The following is a 17,730-nucleotide window of genomic DNA, read 5'->3' as shown; positions in this document are numbered from 1 at the left end:
TGTCGCAGGCTGTCGACACCGGGGCGCCTGCCACAGCCAGCCTGTCATCAGGCCGGTTCACCGTACCAGAGGTCGAACAGCTCGGTGACCACCACGGCTTCCATCCCCTTGCCTTCCAGCCAGGCTTTGACGGCGGCGCGGTCTTCTTCGCTGCATTTGCCCAGCTGCTGGGTGCAGATCATCCCTTCCCAGGCCAGGTGGCCGGAGCCGGCGAAGGCCAGCTTGCGGGGTTCGATCACTTCATCGATCATCGCGTCGACTACCGCATCGATGGTCTCTTCGGCGGTACCGACCGGGAAGTTGAAACTGATGTCGAAGCCCATTTCCTGGAATTCATCGACGCGCAGTTTCTTGCGCAGGCGGCGGCTACGATTGGCCATGATAGCTCCTTCAGTTAGTTGACACGTTTGAAAATCAGATCCCAAACCCCGTGGCCGAGACGGTGGCCACGTTGTTCGAATTTGGTCAGCGGGCGCCAGTCGGGACGCGGCACCCAGTTGCCGGTGGCGGAGGTGTTCTCATACCCCTCGGCGGCACTCATCACTTCCAACATGTGCTCGGCGTAGTTTTCCCAGTCGGTGGCCATGTGGAACACGCCACCGATGGCCAGCTTCTGGCGAATGTCCTGGGCAAAGGCCGGCTGCACGATGCGGCGCTTGTGGTGACGGCTCTTGTGCCAGGGATCCGGGAAGAACAGCTGCAGGCAGGCAAGCGAGCCGTTCGGGATCATGTGTTCCAGCACCTCGACCGCGTCGTGGCAGATGACACGCAGGTTGGTGACTCCCGCCTCCTGGGCGGTACCGAGGCAGGCACCGACACCCGGCGAGTGCACTTCGATGCCGATGAAGTTCTTCTCGGGGGCATTCTTGGCCATCTCCACCAGGGAGGCGCCCATGCCGAAGCCGATTTCCAGCACCACCGGGGCCTCGCGGCCAAACAGGGCAACCAGATCGAGCGGCTCCGGTGCGAAATCGATACCCATGACCGGCCAGAGCTCTTCCAGGGCCTTCTCCTGCCCTTTGGTCAGGCGGCCTTCGCGACGGACAAAGCTGCGGATCTTGCGCATGAACTTGCCGTCTTCGTTAAACACATCTTGGGTCACTGGCATAATCAAATTGCTCGTTATTGCATCGGTCTGGGTCACAGACGACATAAATGGATTGCTCGTTATCTCGTCGTACTGGTCACAGACGACCGAGATGAATTGCTCGTTGTTTCATCGTTCCACCTCGCCGACGAACGCGAACTTGTTCGTCATTTCATCGCTCGGCGAAACAGGGTAGCGAATTATCCCAAGATAGGCTCAGGGCGCAAGTGTTTCGCGCAACAAATCCCCCGCCACTGACCAATTCCGCCACCGCGATTGACAAATGCCACCCCCTTCACAGAATCTGCCAGGCGCCGGGTGCATGCTGACCTGCGCAAATAAAACCATACACAACAAAGGATTGCAGTATGAAACACACAGCATTGGCGTTTGCCATCACAGCCCTGCTGGCCGGGTGCAACACCTCCAGCAACGATTCACAGGCCCCCTCTGCCGCCGAGCAGGCCTATGAATACCTGGTGCAGCTGAGTTCCACCGCCGAGGGGATCGGCGCCAGACCCACCGGCAGCGAGGCCGAGACCCGCGCCGCAGCCTGGATCCAGGACCATCTGGCTGGCTGGGGCTATGAGGTGCAGAACCAGCCCTTCACCTACACCAAGAGCGGGGCCAGCAAGACCTCCCAGAACCTGGTCGCCGAGCTCAAGGGCAAGAGCGACAAGGTGATCCTGATCGGTGCCCACTATGACAGCACCGGCGACAAGAAGGGCTCCGAGGGAGCCACCGACAACGGTGCCGGCGTCGCCGCCCTGCTGGCGGTGGCCGAAGCGCTCAAGGGGCAGGCCCTGCCCTACACGGTGCGCTTCGCCTTCTTCGGCGCCGAGGAGAACGGCCTCAACGGCTCCAAAGCCTATGCAGCCAGCCTCGACAGCGCCGCCGTTGCCAAGCTGCTGGCGATGGTGAACTACGACACCATCGCCGGAGGCGACATCGTCTACGTCCACTCGGCCCACTCCGACGTGGCCGAGTACAACTGCGCCGATCCGAGCCGCTACAGCTTCGATCCCAAGGTGCGGGATCGCCTGCTGGCCATCTCCAAACAGACCGCCACCCCGTTTGCCATTCACCCCAGCTACAGCGGCTACCCGGAAGGGGAGACCGGCAGCTGGTCTGATCATGCGCCGTTCGCCTGCCTCGGGGTGCCCATCGCCTACGTGGAGGCCACCAACTTCACCATCAATGGGGCGGATGGCTACGACGGCTACTCCCAGACCACCAATCCGGCGCTGTGGGACTGCTACGACGATGCCACCAAGAGCGCCTGCGATCGGGACAGCGAAACCCAGTGGGGCAAGATCTGGCATACCCAGTATGACCGCCTCGACAAGATGGCCGAACTGTTCCCGGGCCGGGTGCAACAGCAGCTCGGTGCCAACACCGAGCTGATGATCCGCTTCCTCAAGGAGCCGGGACTGTAACGGGTCACGCCGGGGCTTTTGCGCCCCATGACCGTCCCCGACCGATAAAATTCGGGCAGGTGCCAAACCTGCCCTTTTTTATCGATTTTTGTTACAGCCATTGCCTCATTTTTTAAATCTGATACAAACGGATAACTTGGCGGTCGAATGGAGCGACCGCTCACCATGCCAGAGAGAATCCTATGCAGCCGTTTTTTGCCCAGCGCTTCGAGAAGGTAGAGCCTTCCTTCATCCGCGAGATCCTCAAGGTCGCCGCCAATCCGGAGATCATCTCCTTCGCCGGCGGTCTGCCCAATCCGCACCTGTTCCCGGTCAAGGCCATCGACCAGGCCTGCCAGGACGTGCTGCGCGAACAGGGCGCCGCAGCCCTGCAGTATGCCGCCACCGAGGGCTTCGCCCCGCTGCGCCAGTACATCGCCGACCGCTATCTGGCCCGCCACGGCATGCAGGTCAATCCGGACAACATCCTCATCACCAGCGGCTCCCAGCAGGCGCTGGATCTGCTGGGCAAGGTGCTGATCGATGAGGGGCAGGATCTCATCATCGAGGAGCCGGGCTATCTCGGTGCCATCCAGGCCTTCTCCGTCTATCAACCGGCCTTCAAACCCATCACCCTGGGTGAAGAGGGGCTGGATCTGGCGGCGCTGGATGCGCTGCTGGCGAGCGGCTCCAACGCCAAGCTGTTGTACGGCGTGCCCAACTTCCAGAACCCGAGCGGCGTCTCCTACAGCCGTGCCAACCGCGAGGCGCTTGCCGAGCGGCTGGTGCGCCACGAGCTGTTGATGGTGGAAGACGACCCCTATGGCGAACTGCGCTTCGAGGGCGAACACCTGCCCCCCATCGCAAAGCTGGCGCCGAACAATACCGTGCTGCTCGGCTCCTTCTCCAAGACCGTCGTCCCGGCCTTCCGCCTCGGCTGGATGCTGGTGCCGGACTGGCTGCGCAAGAAGGTCACCATCGCCAAACAGGCCACCGACCTGCACAGCAACGCCTTCAGCCAGCAGGTGCTGCACCGCTTCCTGATCGACAACTCGCTGGATGCCCATCTGGAGAAGATCAAGGAGGTCTATGGCCGCCAGCGTGCCGCCATGGAGGCCGCCCTGGCCCGTCACTGCCCGCCCGGAGTCAGCTATACCCGACCCGAAGGTGGCATGTTCCTCTGGCTGACCCTGCCCGCCAGTGTCAGCGCCATGGCGCTGTTTGACGAGGCGATCAAGGAGAAGGTGGCCTTCGTACCGGGCGCCCCCTTCTATGTGCGCCCCGAGATCCAGAACACCCTGCGCCTGAGCTTCTCCTGCGTGGATGAAGCCACCATCGAGGAAGGGGTCAAGCGTCTGTGCCGCGCCCTCGCCCGCATGCTCTGACCAGCTTCGGGGCGAAAAAAAACCAGCGACCAAGGTCGCTGGTTTTTTTATGCGGGCAATTTGGCTCAGCCCTGCGCCAGCAGGCCGGCAAACTCCTTCATCGGCATCGGCCTGCCATACAGATAGCCCTGCAGGAAGTTCACCTGACGTGCCCGCAGATAGGCGGCCTGCACCTCGTTCTCCACCCCTTCGGCAACCAGCAGCAGACCAAGCCGGGTCGCCAGATCGATGACGTTCTCGACGATGTGGCTGGAGAGGGCATCGGAGCCGATCATGCCGACGAAGCTCTGGTCGATCTTGAGAAAATCCACCTGGAACTGCTGCAGATAGGTGAGGCTGGAGTGGCCGGTACCGAAGTCGTCGATGGCGATGAAGACCCCCAGCTGATGCAGCTCGGCAAACAAGCGGTCGGTCGTCTCGTCGGCCACGATCAGTTCCCGCTCGGTCAGCTCCAGCACCAGCTTGATGGGGTTATCCCGAAACGCATTGATGAAGTTGCGGCAATCCTCCAGCAGACTCATGTCCTTGCAGTGGCTGGCGCTGATGTTGAAGCCGAAGTGGAACCCTCTTGGCAGGCTGTGCACTCGGCCTGCGAACTGTTCGCGCACTTGCTCCATCAGCAGCCTGGTCATGGGCACGATGAGACCGCTGTCTTCAGCCAGCGGAATGAAGCGATCCGGCGAGATGAGGCCCTGGCGCGGATGCTGCCAGCGCATCAGCACCTCGCAACCGCTCCAGTGGGCGTCGTCACCGGTCACCACCGGTTGCAGATAGGGGATGAACTCCCGCTGATCCAGCGCCCGCCGCAGCTCTTGGGAAGGCGAAGTCGAGCGGCCAGCCAGCCAGTAGACCAGGCCGCCCGCCAGCAGACCCAGCAATGGGTAGATGATGAGACTGGCCCGAGAGTAGCTCCAGATATGGCTGCCGTACTCGTCGTGGGAGAGATCCGTGACCACCCGAAACGGATACTTGCCGGAGGTCTGTTCCAGCGACCCCAGCGCCACGTGCGGCACCTCGTCGTGGATCTGGCCGTCGGCCAGCATGCTCTGCGCCCCGATCACCAGGGTCAGCGGCGAGTTGCGGCTGAGCATGTCGAGGATGTTGTGCAGGTAGTAGCCATCGATGCCGACCAGTACGCTGTACTCCCCTACCGGTTGGCGGTAGACCACCAGTGGCCGATCCGGCGTCACCGGGTTGCCCCGCATCAGATCCAGCTGGCCATTGGCATAATCGGCCAGCGTGAAGGGGCCCTGATAGGGACCGTAGAGCGAGGAGCAGTAGACCACTTCCCCTTTGGCCAGGTTGACGGTGCGCACGTCCGGCACGGTCGCCACCTGATCCCGCAGCCCCTGCACCACCTCCTCGCAGGGGCGTCCCACGCTGCCCTGCACCATGGCCGCCGCCTGATGGGCGTGATCCAGGGTGCGCTCCAGCATCTCCCTGGCATGGAGCAGACGTTCTTCGGCATCCTGCTTCATGCCGGCAAAGGTCTGCCAAGAGACGATCAGTACCCCGAGCAGCAGGGGGAGCAGGCCGGCCAGCAACGCCGCCCCCAGCCTGGTATAAAACTGGCGCAACCTCAAACGACGAAACGGCATACCCACCCTCGCGGCAACGGTGAAAAAGCGGACGAGTCTACTCCTATCCCCTTCTCTGACAACCCTTTCTGACAATTCTGACGGCAGAGCGGAGCGCTCTGACGAACACTATATCGCGTCTGCAGCGGGGCGACAGCGGCAGTCGCTGCCATCCCTTCGCATGCGCGCAGTGCTCGCTGCACACCCCTTGGCGCGATGCGCCAGATGCCTGCTGTGACGATTATAATCTTTGCAAAAACAGCTGCTTGTTCATCTGGTGCCGGCCCACTAGAGTAGAGCCAACAGCGTCAGGGAGTCTGCATATGAAAATATTGATCACGGGAGGGACAGGCTTCATCGGTCGTCGTCTGGTGGCCCATCTCAAGGTGGCCCACGAGGTGCTGGTACTGACCCGCCAGGGTAGCCGCGCCTATGATCTGCTCGGCCACGACGTCAAGCTGCTCGACAGTCTGGATCGGCTCGACAACCTCAACGACGTGGATGCGGTCATCAACCTGGCGGGGGAGCCTATCGCCAACGGCCGCTGGAGCGAGCGGCGCAAGCAGCTGCTGTGTGACAGCCGCTGGCTGCTGACCGAACAGCTGGTCGACTTGGTCAAGCTCTCCGATACGCCGCCCAGGGTGCTGATCAACGCCTCCGCCATCGGCTGGTATGGCCGTCAGGGCGATGAACCGCTGGACGAGCAGTGCCAGACCCCTCACGACGAATTCACCCATCAGCTCTGTCAGCAGTGGGAAACCCTGGCCCGCGAGGCCCGCAGCAAGCATACCCGGGTCTGCATTGTACGCATCGGGCTGGTGCTCGGCACCGACGGCGGCGCCCTGCCCAGGATGCTGCCGCCCTATCGTGTCGGCCTCGGTGGCCCCATGGGCACGGGGCACCAGATCATGAGCTGGATCCACATTCAGGATCTGGTGCGCGCCATCATGTTCTTGCTGGAGCACGACGAGTGCGATGGCCTCTTCAACGGCACGGCGCCGCAGCCGGTCAGCAACCGAGAGTTCAGCCAGACCCTGGCAGGCACCCTGCACCGGCCGCACCTCTTCTTCGTGCCGGCCCCCCTGCTGCAGTTGCTGATGGGCGAAGCGGCCGATCTGCTGCTCACCGGCCAGAAGGTGCTGCCGACCCGTCTGCAGCAGGCCGGTTTCCACTTCACCTACCCGGCGCTGCCCCAGGCCCTTGCCAATCTGCTGAGCACTGCCCGCTGACTGGGCTCTTCACCAACCGGATAACAATCAGCCCGGCCATTGGCCGGGCTGATTGTGCCTTGCGGCATACGCACAGGATGCGGTGATCAGAGCAGGCCCTGCCCCAACCCACGCAGCCGATCGCTCAGGGTGCCCGCCAGCAGCTGGCGCTGCATGCCCTGCCCCGCCAGCGTCACCAGCACGGCACCCAGCAACGGCAGACCAATCCAGATGGCCCAGTGGAACTGCCATTGCCCCTCGAACCACCACCACTGCAGGCCGAGGGAGCAGAGCTCGACCACCATGGCGGCGCACAGCCCCGCCAGCAGGCCGCTGGCAACCAGCTCCCAGCGCAGCATCTTCCGAAGCAGCTCGCTGCCGGCCCCCAGGGTGCGCATCAGCAGCAGCTCCCGGCGCCGATGGGCCATGCTGGCCTGGGTCTGGGTCAGCAACACCAGCAGCGCCGCCACCGTCACCAGCCCCAGCATCAGTCCCAGCGCCCGGCTCACCTGATCCGACACCGCCGTCAGCCGCACGATCAAATCGTCCACATCGATCAGGCTCACCGTGGGGTGTCGGCGGATCAGCTCCACTTCGGCCACCCGCCCCTGCTCCGGCAGACGATAGCTGCCGAGCCAGGTCTGGGAGAAGGGAGTCAGCACGTCCGGCGAGAAGATCATGTAGAAGTTGGGCCGCATGTTGTCCCACTTGATGGCCCGCAGGCTGGTCACCTGCGCCTTGAAGCTGCGCCCCTCGATGGTAAAGCCCAGGGTATCGCCGAGGGCGATGTCGAGCCGTTTGGCAAGATCCTTGTCTACCGATACCTGGCCGGGACCATCCAGCCAGCGTCCTGCGGTCAGGGTATTGTCCGGCGGCAGGGTAGCGGTGGTGGTGAAGTTGAGCTCGCGATTGACCCCTTCGCGGCCATCTTCATCCGTGTCGCGCACCGCCTCGCTGGCGATGCTGACCAGCCGGCCGCGCACCATGGGGTAGAAGTCCGAGGTCACGGCCCCCGCCTGGCGCAGATCGGCCAGGATCCCCTCCCGTTCTCCGTCTGCCACGTTGACCAGGAAGCGGTTGGGGGCATCCGCCGGCAGCCGGGCCGAGAACTCGCCGAGCAGGTCGACCCGCGCCGCCCACAGCAAACCGAACAGCATGAGTGCCAGCGCAAAGCCCGCCAGCTGGAACAGGCCGCTGCCCCGCTCGCGGGAGAGATGGCTGATGGCCAGCCGTAGCGCGTGGGGCCCCTGCACCCGGCGCCCCAACAGCAGCAGCAAGGAGGCGATCAGCGCCAGCAGCCCCATCAGCAGGCCCATGCCGCCGATCAGCCCCAGCGCCAGGGTCGCATCGGCGGTGAAGCCCCACACCAGCCCAAACAAGCCGAGCAACGCCACCGGCAACGCCAGCCAGGGCGGGATCCCCGCCTCCAGCTCGCGCCGCAGTACCCGCAGCGGCGGCACCTTGAGCAGGCGCAGGAAGGGCACGAAGGCCAGCAGCAGGGTGATGAAGAAGGCCACCGCCAACCCCAACGCAAAGGGTCGCCACGACGGCGGTGGTAGATCAGCGGGCAGCAGGTTGCCCAGCAGATGCAGGGTCAGCCACTGCATGGCGCTGCCCGCCACCAGACCGAGCAGGGCGCCGACCAGCGTCAGCGACAGCAACAGGGTGCCCATCAACTGCCAGAGCGAGCGACGGGAGGCCCCCAGGGTCTTGAGCAGCGCCACCATGTTGGTCTGGCGCTCGGCAAAGTGACGCACCGCGATGCCCATGGCCAGCGCCCCCAGCAGCACTCCCGCCAGAGAAGCGAGCCGGAAGAAACGCTCGGCATTGGCCAGCGAGCGGCCCACCTGGGAGCCCTGGTCGTCCGGCTTGATCAGCTTCTGCCCCGCCTTGAGTCTGGGTTTGAGCCAGCGTTCGTAGTCGGCCACCTGCTCGCGGGTGCCCTTGAACAGGTAGCGCCACTGCTGACGGCTGCCCGGCAGCAGGGCACCGGTCGCCTCCACATCGGCGCTGTGGATCAGCGCCCGCGGCGCCAGCAGGAAGGGGCTGAAGCCCTGATCCGGCTCCTGACCCAGTCCCCCCGCCACCTTGAGCACCGTATTGCCCACTTCCAGCACATCCCCCGGCTTGGCCGCCAGCAGCTGCATCACCCGGGCGGAGAGCCAGATCTCGCCGGGCGCCGGCGCCCGCTGGGGGCTCAACTCCAGCTTGCCGTAGAAGGGGAAATCCTCAGGCACGGCGCGGATGGAAGCCAGTTGCAGGGCATCGCCATGAAACAGCATGCTGTTGAAGCTGACCGTGGTCTGCACCGCCAGGCCCGTTTTTGCCGCCTGTTCGAGCCAGGCGGCCGGCGCCGGCGTGGCCGAGCGCAGCACCCGGTCGGCACCGATAAAGTCGCGGCCCGAGGCTTTGAGCCCGGCATCCAGCCGATCCGCCACCAGGGCCACGCTCAGCACGCAGGCCACGCTCAGCGCCAGCGCCAGCACGAACCAACGCAGCTCGCCGTTGAATCCTTCCCGGCGCAATAACTTGAATCCCAATCGCCACTGACTCATGACGTGCTCCTCACCTGCGCCAGTCCGGGCAGCCCCTTGTCATTGACGCCTTCCCCACACCATAACTTGAATCCCAGTCGCCACTGACTCATGACAGCTCCCTGACTCTTGCTGCAGAGGTGGCTTCGGATGCTGACGCATCCGCCGCCAGCCGTCCGGCCGCCATCACCAGTTGCCTCTGGCAACGCTGAGCCAGCTCGTGATCATGGGTCACCACCACGAGCGTGGTGCCATGCTCGCGGTTGAGCTCGAACAGCAGCTCGATCACCCGTTCCCCGGTCTTGCTGTCGAGGTTGCCGGTGGGCTCATCGGCCAGCAGCAGGCTGGGCCGGGTCATGAAGGCCCGGGCAATGGCGACCCGCTGCTGTTCACCGCCGGAGAGGCGCGGCGGCAGATGGTGCAGCCGCTCACCGAGGCCGACCGCCGCCAGCAGCTCGCGAGCCCGCGGCTCGCAGCGGGTCTCGCCACGCAGCTCGGCAGGCAGCATGACGTTCTCCAGCGCGCTCAGGGTGGGCAGCAGCAGGAAGGACTGGAACACAAAGCCGACCTGCTCGGCCCGCAGCCGGGCACGCCCCTCCTCGTCCAGCTGCAGCAGCGACTGGCCGAGGATCTCGATATCCCCCTGGCTCGGCAGATCCAGCCCGGCCAGCAGCCCCAGCAGAGTGGACTTGCCGGAGCCAGAGGCGCCGACCAGCGCCACCGTTTCTCCGCTATTGACTTGCAGGTCGATCCCTTCAAGGATGGTGAGGCTTTCCTGGCCCAGGCGCACTGTCTTGCCCAGGCCCTTGACGTTGATAATGGGAGTTGAATTCATGACGCGTTTCCTGTTTGCCTTGTGCTGCCTGGTGTCATCGGTGCAGGCCCAGACCCTGCTGGTACTGGGCGACAGCCTGAGTGCAGGTTATCAGATGCCGGCGGAGCAGAGCTGGCCTGCGCTGCTCAATCAGAAATGGCAGCAGCAGGGGGGTAAACATCAGCTTATCAATGCCAGCATCAGTGGTGAAACTACGCAAGGGGCGCTGGCCAGATTGCCGGCCCTGCTCAAGGAACATCAACCGGACTGGGTGCTGATCGAGCTGGGTGGCAACGACGGGCTGCGCGGGTTCGCGCCGGCCATCACCCGGGACAATCTCACCAAGATGGTGGCGCTGACCAAGGCACAACAGGTAAAAACCGTGCTGACCCAGATCCAGCTGCCGCGCAACTACGGCGCGCGCTACCTGCGCCAGTTCGAGCAGATCTTCCCGGAACTGGCCAGCGCCAATCAGCTGCCGCTGATGCCCTTCTTCATGGATGATATTGCGCTGCGCCCTGAACTCATGATGAACGATGGCATCCACCCCACCGCCGCCGCCCAGCCGCAGATCCGCGACCGGGTTGCCAGCTTCATCGAGCCGCTGCTGACACAGTGATCCCGGTGTCATGGTCTTGGCCATCTTCCGGGTTCCAACCCCAATAAAAATCCCGCCAAGGCGGGATGTTTATTGCTCCTGTCTCAGCGTTCCAGGATCTGGCGCAGCCGCTCCTGAGCCACCCCGACCAGCAGGTCTGGCTGGAACTTGGAGATGAAGCGATCGCAGCCAACCTTCTTGACCATGGCCTCGTTGAAGTTGCCGCTCAGCGAGGTGTTGAGGGTGATGAAGAGATCGGACATGCGGGCATCACTGCGAATTTCGTGGGTCAACCGGTAGCCATCCATCTCCGGCATCTCGGCATCGGTGATCATCAGCAGGATCTCGTCGGTCACCTTCTTGCCCGCATCGCACCACCCCTTGAGCAGATTGAGCGCCTGCAGGCCATCCTGGCATTCGATCACCTCCAGCCCCAGCTGCCCCAGGGTCTCGCGCACCAAGTTGCGGGCCGTGCTGGAGTCGTCGACGATGAGCACCTTGCGGCCGTGCATTTCCGGCAGGATCTCCCGATCCAGCACCTCTTCCGAGATACGGATGTCATAGGTGATGATCTCGGCCAGCACCTTCTCCACGTCGATGATCTCGACAATCTGGTCAACGCCATCCTCGGGAATGCGGGTGATGGCGGTCAGGTAGTTCGCCCGCCCGGCCGAGCGCGGCGGCGGCAATATGTCCTTCCAGGTCATGTTGACGATGTTGGCCACCTGCCCCACCAGAAAACCCTGAATGGTGCGGTTGTACTCGGTGATGATGAGGTTGGACTCGGCATCGATGGGCATCGGGCGCATGCCGATGGCGCTGCGCAGGTTGATCACCGGGATGGAGGTGCCACGGATGTTGGCCACCCCGCTGATGTTGTGGTGTGCACCAGGCATCTTGTTGAGATGGGGCAGCTTGACCACTTCCCGCACCTTGAACACGTTGATAGCAAACAACTGTTGGGATCCCAAACGGAACATCAACAGCTCCAGGCGGTTCTCCCCTACCAGCTGGGTACGTTGGTCCACTGAATCCAATATGCTCGCCATATAAAGCCCTTACGTCCGTTGCCCGAGTCTCGCCATAGTATAGAAGGGTCAGAATCCCAACACGACCCGTATTCTTATCCTATGTCGGCCAGATGATGCAGGAACTTGATAAAAAAAAGCGAGACCCGGCTCGCGGCCGGGCTCTCTTCAAGCTTGTCAGTAACCATTCGTTCCCAATCCTGTGGCAACGATGATACGGCCCTGATTATCCGATACAAATCAGCGCCCTCCTCAATTGTATGACATAAAAAAAGCGGCAGATGAATCTGCCGCTTTTTGCCTGGGATCGACCGGATTACTTGTCGATATCCAGCATGTTGTTGTTCAGCATGTAGTCGATCACCTGGGACGAGGTGGCCGATGCGCTGCCGGTGAGGCTGTCGAACGTGTGGTTCATCAGCACTATCTCCTGAGTCACGGGGGCGGCGCTGCTCTCCTTGACCTGCAGGTGAACCCCTTCGCTGTCCTGGAAGACAGAGAGCAGGCTCTTCAGATCGTTCTGGTTGCGAGAACCATCGTGATCCAGCAGGTCGCTCAGATCCAGCTTGTCACCTTCTGCCTTGGAGAAGTCGACCACGTAATCCTTGGCCACGCTGCCCGCAGCGGTATCGCCCTGCAGCCAAGTAAAGGTATCGGCGCCGCCATCACCCTTGAGGATGTCATTGCCAAGCCCGCCGACCAGGATGTCATTGCCCAGACCACCGCTCAGAGTATCGTCACCGCTACCGCCGTACAGGGTGTCGTTGCCGCTGCCACCGTACAGGGTATCGTTGCCGCTCTCGCCGTACAGGGTGTCGTTGCCGGCACCACCGAACAGGATGTCGTTGCCCGCCCCGCCGAACAGGAAGTCATCGCCACCCTGACCGAACAGGATGTCGTTGCCATCGCCGCCGATCAGCACGTCCGCCTTGTCGTTGTTGGAGGACTGGTCGAACTCGCTGGCATGATCCGTGATGTAGTCATGAACCTGGGCATCGGTCACCGAGCCTGCACTCAGCTTGCCGGCCACATACTGCTTGATAGCCGCGTAGCCTTCACCGTTGATGCCGGCGAAGTGGATGGCATCACCGAACAGGATGTCGTCACCGGCACCGCCGTCGATCCGGTCGCTGCCCGGCAGGTTGTTCACCGAGGTACCCAGGATGGCGTTGGCCAGGTCGCTGGCGTTGACACCGGTCATGATGACGCCGTCAGAGTCGTAGGACTTGAGATCGTTGTAGGAGATGTTGGCCCCCAGTCCGATCGCTTCCACCGTGACCCCCATGCCCGTCAGCAAGCCAAAGCCAGCAACGGAGTTCGTAATTGTAGTATTGGTGGTATTACGGCCATCACCGTCCAATGTCGAGTAGGTATAACCACCCAGACCATCAGGGCGCATATAGCCGATCTTGGTTGAATCCCCCCTGGTATCAACTTTATAAACCGCTCCTTGAGCATCGATAATGGTATATCCGCTGCTCTTGTAGACTTGGCCGGGAACATAGCCGTTCTGCAACAGCTGATTGAGATAGACATCACGAGAATCATTCGGATAGTCATCGATCAGCGGATTGCTGCCTTCATTGCTCAGATAGTAAGTCGGCTTACCATCGGTAATGAAGTAGGTCAGGTTCTTGGCATTGGTGTTGTTCTGTACGGTCGAGCTGTTGAACCAGTTGGCCGTGGTCTTGAACACATCCTCGTAGTTGGTGCCACCACCGTTGCTGGAGCTGCCATCCATGCTGTCGAGAATGGCTTGCAGCTGGCTCAGGGCGTTGCTGTCCTTCAGGTTCACGCTGACCGACTTGTTGGCCATGGTGTCGAAGTCCACCAGGAAGATGTTGACCGTCCCGGCCCCATCGGTCCCGGCGCTCGCCTTGAGGCTGGAGAACACCTGTGCCAGCTGGCTCTTGATGGTGTTCATGGCGTTGGTACCGATACTGCCCGAGCTGTCGACCATGAAGGCGATGTTGTAGTTCTGGCCCGGCAATACCACGCTGCCATCCAGATCCCCGACCACGATATTGTGCTCGCTGCCATAGGTACGGTTCTGATCGCCAGGCTCCCCTTCGGTGGAAAGGAAGTAGCTCATGCGGATCGAATCCTGATCCGATGCACTGCTGGTCTGATCGGTCGCCACTTCCTTGGCAATGGCTTCTACCTTCAGGTCGAACTGGCCGGCACTGCTGCCCGGTACCCGCAGGCTCAGACCGGTCAGTTTGACGTCCAGCGCGCTCTGGTTCCATAGACCGGTCAGCGTCAGCTTGCCATCGGCCCCCACGGTGCCGAGCACGGTGGAGCCCTGATACAGAGTCGACCCCGTCGGCATACCGGTCAGCACCAGGCTGTCGAACTGCTCGCTGCCATCCCGGTCGGTCAGGGAAGCGCTGATCTCGAGCGGGTAATCCACCACGCTCGGCTGTACCGCCGTCAGGGTGCCGTCGGTCTGGTTGAACTGGTAGATACCGTCATCAAACTGCACCAGCTCGATGTCGTAAAGCGACTTGCTGATGGTGACGCCGTTCTCCTTCACCAGGAAATTGAAACCGCCATCACTTCTGCGCTCGATGACATAGTTGGCACGCGAGCCCATCAGTACGGCCAGGTCGGTACCGGCGCCACCATACAGGGTATCGCCACCCAGTCCGGCCACCAGGATGTCGTTGCCGGTGCCGCCATCGAGGGTATCGCCGGAGACCGAGTTGCCGCCGACCAGAACATCATTGCCGGCACCGCCGACAAAGTAATCACCGCCCCCCTTCACGCTGACGATGTAGTCGTTGCCGCTGGTCCCCACCACGCTGTCCTGGGTCGTGGTGCTGTCGGTAAAGCTGCTGGTGATGCCAAAGTTGCCCTTGTTGAAGTTGCCGCTCTGGAACGCCCCGGTGGAGATGCCGGACGATGGGTACTGGGTATAAAGCGGGATGCCGTTACCCGTCAGGCTGATGTCGACCACCGGCTTGTCCGCAACCGCCGTGATATCGATCACCAGCTTGCCGCTGTTGCTCAGGTTGGCGCCGTCGCTGATCTGGTAACCAAAGCTGGCGTAATCTCCCTGCAGGTTGCCGGTCACGACGCCATTGCCGTTGCTGGCATTGGTACTCGACTCGTTGAGGCCTGGCACGAAGCGCAGGTGGCCGCTGTCGATATCAGCGTAGGAGAGAAGATCCCCCACCTTCACCGCGATCCACTGGCCGGCTGCGTTCAGGTACTCCAGCTTGCCGTTCAGCGGCAGGCTGTTGATCTGTACGCTCAGGTCAGAAGCGGCCTGATCATCGCTGGCACCAAACTGGGCCCACTTCAGCACCAGCGGCGTGTCTTCCTTGCCGGCACTGTAGCCACCCGTGGTCACCGGCGCACGATCGTTGTCGATGATGGTACCGATGCCGTTCTGACCACCCACGGTCACCGTCAGGGTCTCATTCGCTTCGACCAGACGATCGTCCACCGTCGGGATGGTCACGGTAAAGCCCGACACCCCGGCCGGCACTGTGATCTTGCCGGTGGTGCTGTTGTAGGTCACCCCGTTGCTGAACTGGGCAGTACCCCAGTCAAGGCTGGAAGCCGGGTTGGTACCGCTGCCCTTGATGCCGAAGTCATACTGGGTCGCTTCCTGGGTCGCATCAGAGAGCGTCACCGTGTGCAGCAGGTTGCCGCCTTCGGCCGCACTCTCGCTGGAGACCGACTGTACGATAGGCGTAAACAGCGGCTTGGTTGCGAAAGAGCCCAGGCTGTAGTCGCCGTCGCCATCCACCACCTTGATCTGGAAGTCGATGTCGCCATCCCCCAGCGGCTTGGACATGTTCTGATACTGGAAGAACTCCCACTTGCCGGTGGCTGGAGTAAATTCCAGACGGAACACCAGGGTGCCATCGCTGGCCTTGCCGACCAGAGTATTGACCGATTCCATCGTAGTGGTGATCAGCTTGCCGGTCGCCGTGGTCAGCCCGGTCTCGGTAGAACCGAGCAACTGCATATAGCCCTTGCCGTCGGCGCCCCACTGCGGGGTGACCGTGCCGGAACCGTAGGCGATGGCCGGTGCCGTGGTGGCACCGAGGAACTCGATGCTCTTCACGGTGAAGTCGCTGTTGTCGGCATAGAGGCCGTTACCATTGTTGGTGGCCTTGATGACCATGGTATCGAAGCCACCCTGCTGCACCTGGAAGTTGCCGGCATAGTCGCCACCCGCCGCGTTGGAGCTGAAGGTCTGGGTACCGATCAGCACGCCGCCACGGTAGAACTCGACCACGCCACTCTCCAGCTCGCCACCGAACATCTGGCTGAACTTGATGTTGGCGCCATAGGCCACCTTGCCCGCATCCAGCTTGACGATCAGCTGCTCGGAAGCAGAAGTACCGTTTGCAAAGTGGCGGAAGTCCACCTCGTTGGCGAGGTTGTGGTTCGGTGAGCCGACACTGGAAACCCCCAGACCGGCGCTGGAACCATTGACATTGGCGGTGATCAGGGTCGAGTTGGTCGACGAGGTAAAGCCCAGCGCCGTGATGCTGAAGCCGCTCACGTTCAGGGTCGTCTGGTTGCTGCCACTGTACTTGGTCAGATCAAACAGGCCGGTCAGGGTATCCGGGATGTTGGTCTTGATGACGGAGACGGCCGCCATGTCACCGGCCACCGGCGAGTCATCCTCGACCGAGATAGGCAGACTGCCGGTGGTGGTGGTCTTGCCATCCGATACGGTCACACCGATCTGGAAGTTGAGTACGTCTTCACTGCCCTTGACCGGATGATCAAGCGGAGCCTTGAGCGTCACGTCATAACTCCAGTCGCCCTTGCCGTTGCCGGCGGGAGCGGTCAGTTTCACATCCATGACCGCCTTGTAGTCGGCGCCGCCCGGTGTACCGGTATAACCGGTCAATACCTTGGTGGCGGCATTCCAGCTCCACTGCACCGCGGCACCGCCAGTCGTCAGGCCAGCAGGCCCGTTCAGGCTGATGGTAAGCGTATCCTGGCTGTCAACATCGCCGACCGAGATCTTGCCGCTGGCGGCCACGCTGTCGGTGGTATCGCTGCTGCCTGCCGTATCGGCAATACCGCCGGCAAGCCCCTCTTCGGAGACCACGGCCCCCTTGTCGATACTCAGGGTTGGTGCATCGTTGGTGCCGGTGATGGTGACCGAGACGGTATGGCTGGTGCCATCCACACTCTTGACGGTGAAGCTCTCGACCCGGGTTTCGCCCAGGCCCAGGTACTGCACCTTGCTGTTGTCGACGTTGTAGCTCCAGGTACCGGTCTCGGTGATGGAGAGGCTGCCCAGTGCCCCCGCGCTCGGGGTGCCGTTGCCGGCCACAAACTTGGCCTGACCCTGGTCCGCATCGCTGATGGTCAGCACGCCGCTGTCGCTCAGCTTGCCACCCACCACGTTCAGATCTTCGGTCACTGCCCCCAGGTCATCCCCCGCCACCACGGCGCCATCGTTGACGCCGGTGATGGTGATGGTGACGGTGTGGGTGGTGCCATCGACACTCTTGACGGTGAAGCTCTCGACCCGGGTCTCGCCCAGGCCCAGGTACTGCACCTTGCTGTTGTCGACGTTGTAGCTCCAGGTACCGGTCTCGGTGATGGAGAGGCTGCCCAGTGCCCCCACGCTCGGGGTGCCATTGCCGGCCACAAACTTGGCCTGCCCCTGGTCCGCATCGCTGATGGTCAGCACGCCGCTGTCGCTCAGCTTGCCACCCACCACGTTCAGATCTTCGGTCACTGCCCCCAGGTCATCCCCCGCCACCACGGCGCCATCGTTCACGCCGGTGATGGTGATGGTGACGGTGTGCTCGGTGCCGTCCACGGACTTGACCACAAAGGTCTCCACCTTGGTCTCACCCTCGCCCAGGTACTGCACCTTGCTGTTGTCGACGTTGTAGGTCCAGGCGCCGCCTTCGGTGATGGTCAGGCTGCCCAGTGCGTCCGCACTCGGGGCACCGTTGCCGGCCACAAACTTGGCCTCGTCGGCACCGTCCACGTCGGTGACGGTCAGGGTACCGGTCTCGGTCAGGGTCGGGGTGGTCTCATCTTCCACCACGCTACCGGTATCGGTGCCGGTAATGACCGCGGCATCGTTCACGCCAGTGA

The 17,730-nt window shown here is 62.6% G+C and carries 10 protein-coding genes and 1 pseudogene; 4 read left to right on the top strand and 7 right to left on the bottom strand.

Annotation, left to right across the window (positions count from 1 at the left end; all coding sequences use genetic code 11):
* Window positions 1-47: 47 nt before the first annotated feature.
* Both AACQ43_RS06055 and trmB read right to left on the bottom strand, forming a co-directional pair.
* Window positions 48-380 carry a YggL family protein gene (locus tag AACQ43_RS06055; RefSeq protein ID WP_011707230.1) on the bottom strand — a complete coding sequence of 111 codons (333 nt, stop codon included), beginning with the start codon at window positions 378-380 and terminating at the stop codon, window positions 48-50.
* 14 nt (window positions 381-394) lie between these two features.
* Window positions 395-1,108, bottom strand: coding sequence for a tRNA (guanosine(46)-N7)-methyltransferase TrmB (gene trmB / locus AACQ43_RS06050; RefSeq protein WP_017410916.1), 714 nt, complete (start codon window positions 1,106-1,108; stop codon window positions 395-397).
* Between the two features lie 347 nt (window positions 1,109-1,455).
* On the opposite strand from trmB, the gene AACQ43_RS06045 reads away from it, so the two are divergent.
* Both AACQ43_RS06045 and AACQ43_RS06040 read left to right on the top strand, forming a co-directional pair.
* Window positions 1,456-2,523: a M28 family metallopeptidase gene (locus AACQ43_RS06045; protein WP_076360515.1), complete on the top strand. Its 1,068-nt coding sequence runs from the start codon at window positions 1,456-1,458 to the stop codon at window positions 2,521-2,523.
* A gap of 182 nt (window positions 2,524-2,705) precedes the next feature.
* Window positions 2,706-3,887, top strand: coding sequence for an aminotransferase-like domain-containing protein (locus AACQ43_RS06040; RefSeq protein ID WP_039215118.1), 1,182 nt, complete (start codon window positions 2,706-2,708; stop codon window positions 3,885-3,887).
* Between the two features lie 65 nt (window positions 3,888-3,952).
* Here AACQ43_RS06040 and AACQ43_RS06035 read toward each other — a convergent pair whose 3' ends face one another.
* On the bottom strand, window positions 3,953-5,485 hold the full coding sequence (locus tag AACQ43_RS06035) for an EAL domain-containing protein (protein WP_168966502.1): 1,533 nt from the start codon (window positions 5,483-5,485) through the stop codon (window positions 3,953-3,955).
* 302 nt (window positions 5,486-5,787) lie between these two features.
* Here AACQ43_RS06035 and AACQ43_RS06030 point away from each other — a divergent pair, with 302 nt between their 5' ends.
* A complete protein-coding gene (locus AACQ43_RS06030; protein ID WP_168966500.1) occupies window positions 5,788-6,693 on the top strand; it encodes a TIGR01777 family oxidoreductase in 906 nt (301 codons plus the stop codon).
* Between the two features lie 86 nt (window positions 6,694-6,779).
* Here the strand turns inward: AACQ43_RS06030 and AACQ43_RS06025 are convergent, their stop codons facing one another.
* Window positions 6,780-9,227, bottom strand: a complete 2,448-nt coding sequence (locus tag AACQ43_RS06025) for an ABC transporter permease (RefSeq protein ID WP_168966498.1) — start codon at window positions 9,225-9,227, stop codon at window positions 6,780-6,782.
* 88 nt (window positions 9,228-9,315) lie between these two features.
* Complete coding sequence (locus tag AACQ43_RS06020; RefSeq protein WP_168966496.1) at window positions 9,316-10,041, bottom strand: ABC transporter ATP-binding protein; 726 nt, start codon at window positions 10,039-10,041, stop codon at window positions 9,316-9,318.
* Here AACQ43_RS06020 and AACQ43_RS06015 point away from each other — a divergent pair.
* The gene (locus AACQ43_RS06015) at window positions 10,040-10,639 is read left to right on the top strand and encodes an arylesterase (protein WP_029304382.1); all 600 of its coding nucleotides are present in this window, start codon (window positions 10,040-10,042) and stop codon (window positions 10,637-10,639) included. The genes AACQ43_RS06020 and AACQ43_RS06015 overlap by 2 nt on opposite strands.
* An 83-nt stretch (window positions 10,640-10,722) precedes the next feature.
* Here AACQ43_RS06015 and AACQ43_RS06010 read toward each other — a convergent pair whose 3' ends face one another.
* Together AACQ43_RS06010 and lap-Ah are read right to left on the bottom strand one after the other, a co-directional pair.
* Window positions 10,723-11,667: a chemotaxis protein CheV gene (locus AACQ43_RS06010; RefSeq protein ID WP_017410908.1), complete on the bottom strand. Its 945-nt coding sequence runs from the start codon at window positions 11,665-11,667 to the stop codon at window positions 10,723-10,725.
* 295 nt (window positions 11,668-11,962) lie between these two features.
* Window positions 11,963-17,730: pseudogene (lap-Ah, locus tag AACQ43_RS06005) on the bottom strand (large RTX adhesin AhLap); the annotation flags it as partial.

The organism is Aeromonas sp. DNRA1, from assembly GCF_963888745.1.
GTDB lineage: Bacteria > Pseudomonadota > Gammaproteobacteria > Enterobacterales > Aeromonadaceae > Aeromonas > Aeromonas hydrophila.
The sequence above is the reverse complement of the archived record's forward strand: the minus strand, read 5'-3'. Positions and strand labels throughout refer to the sequence as shown.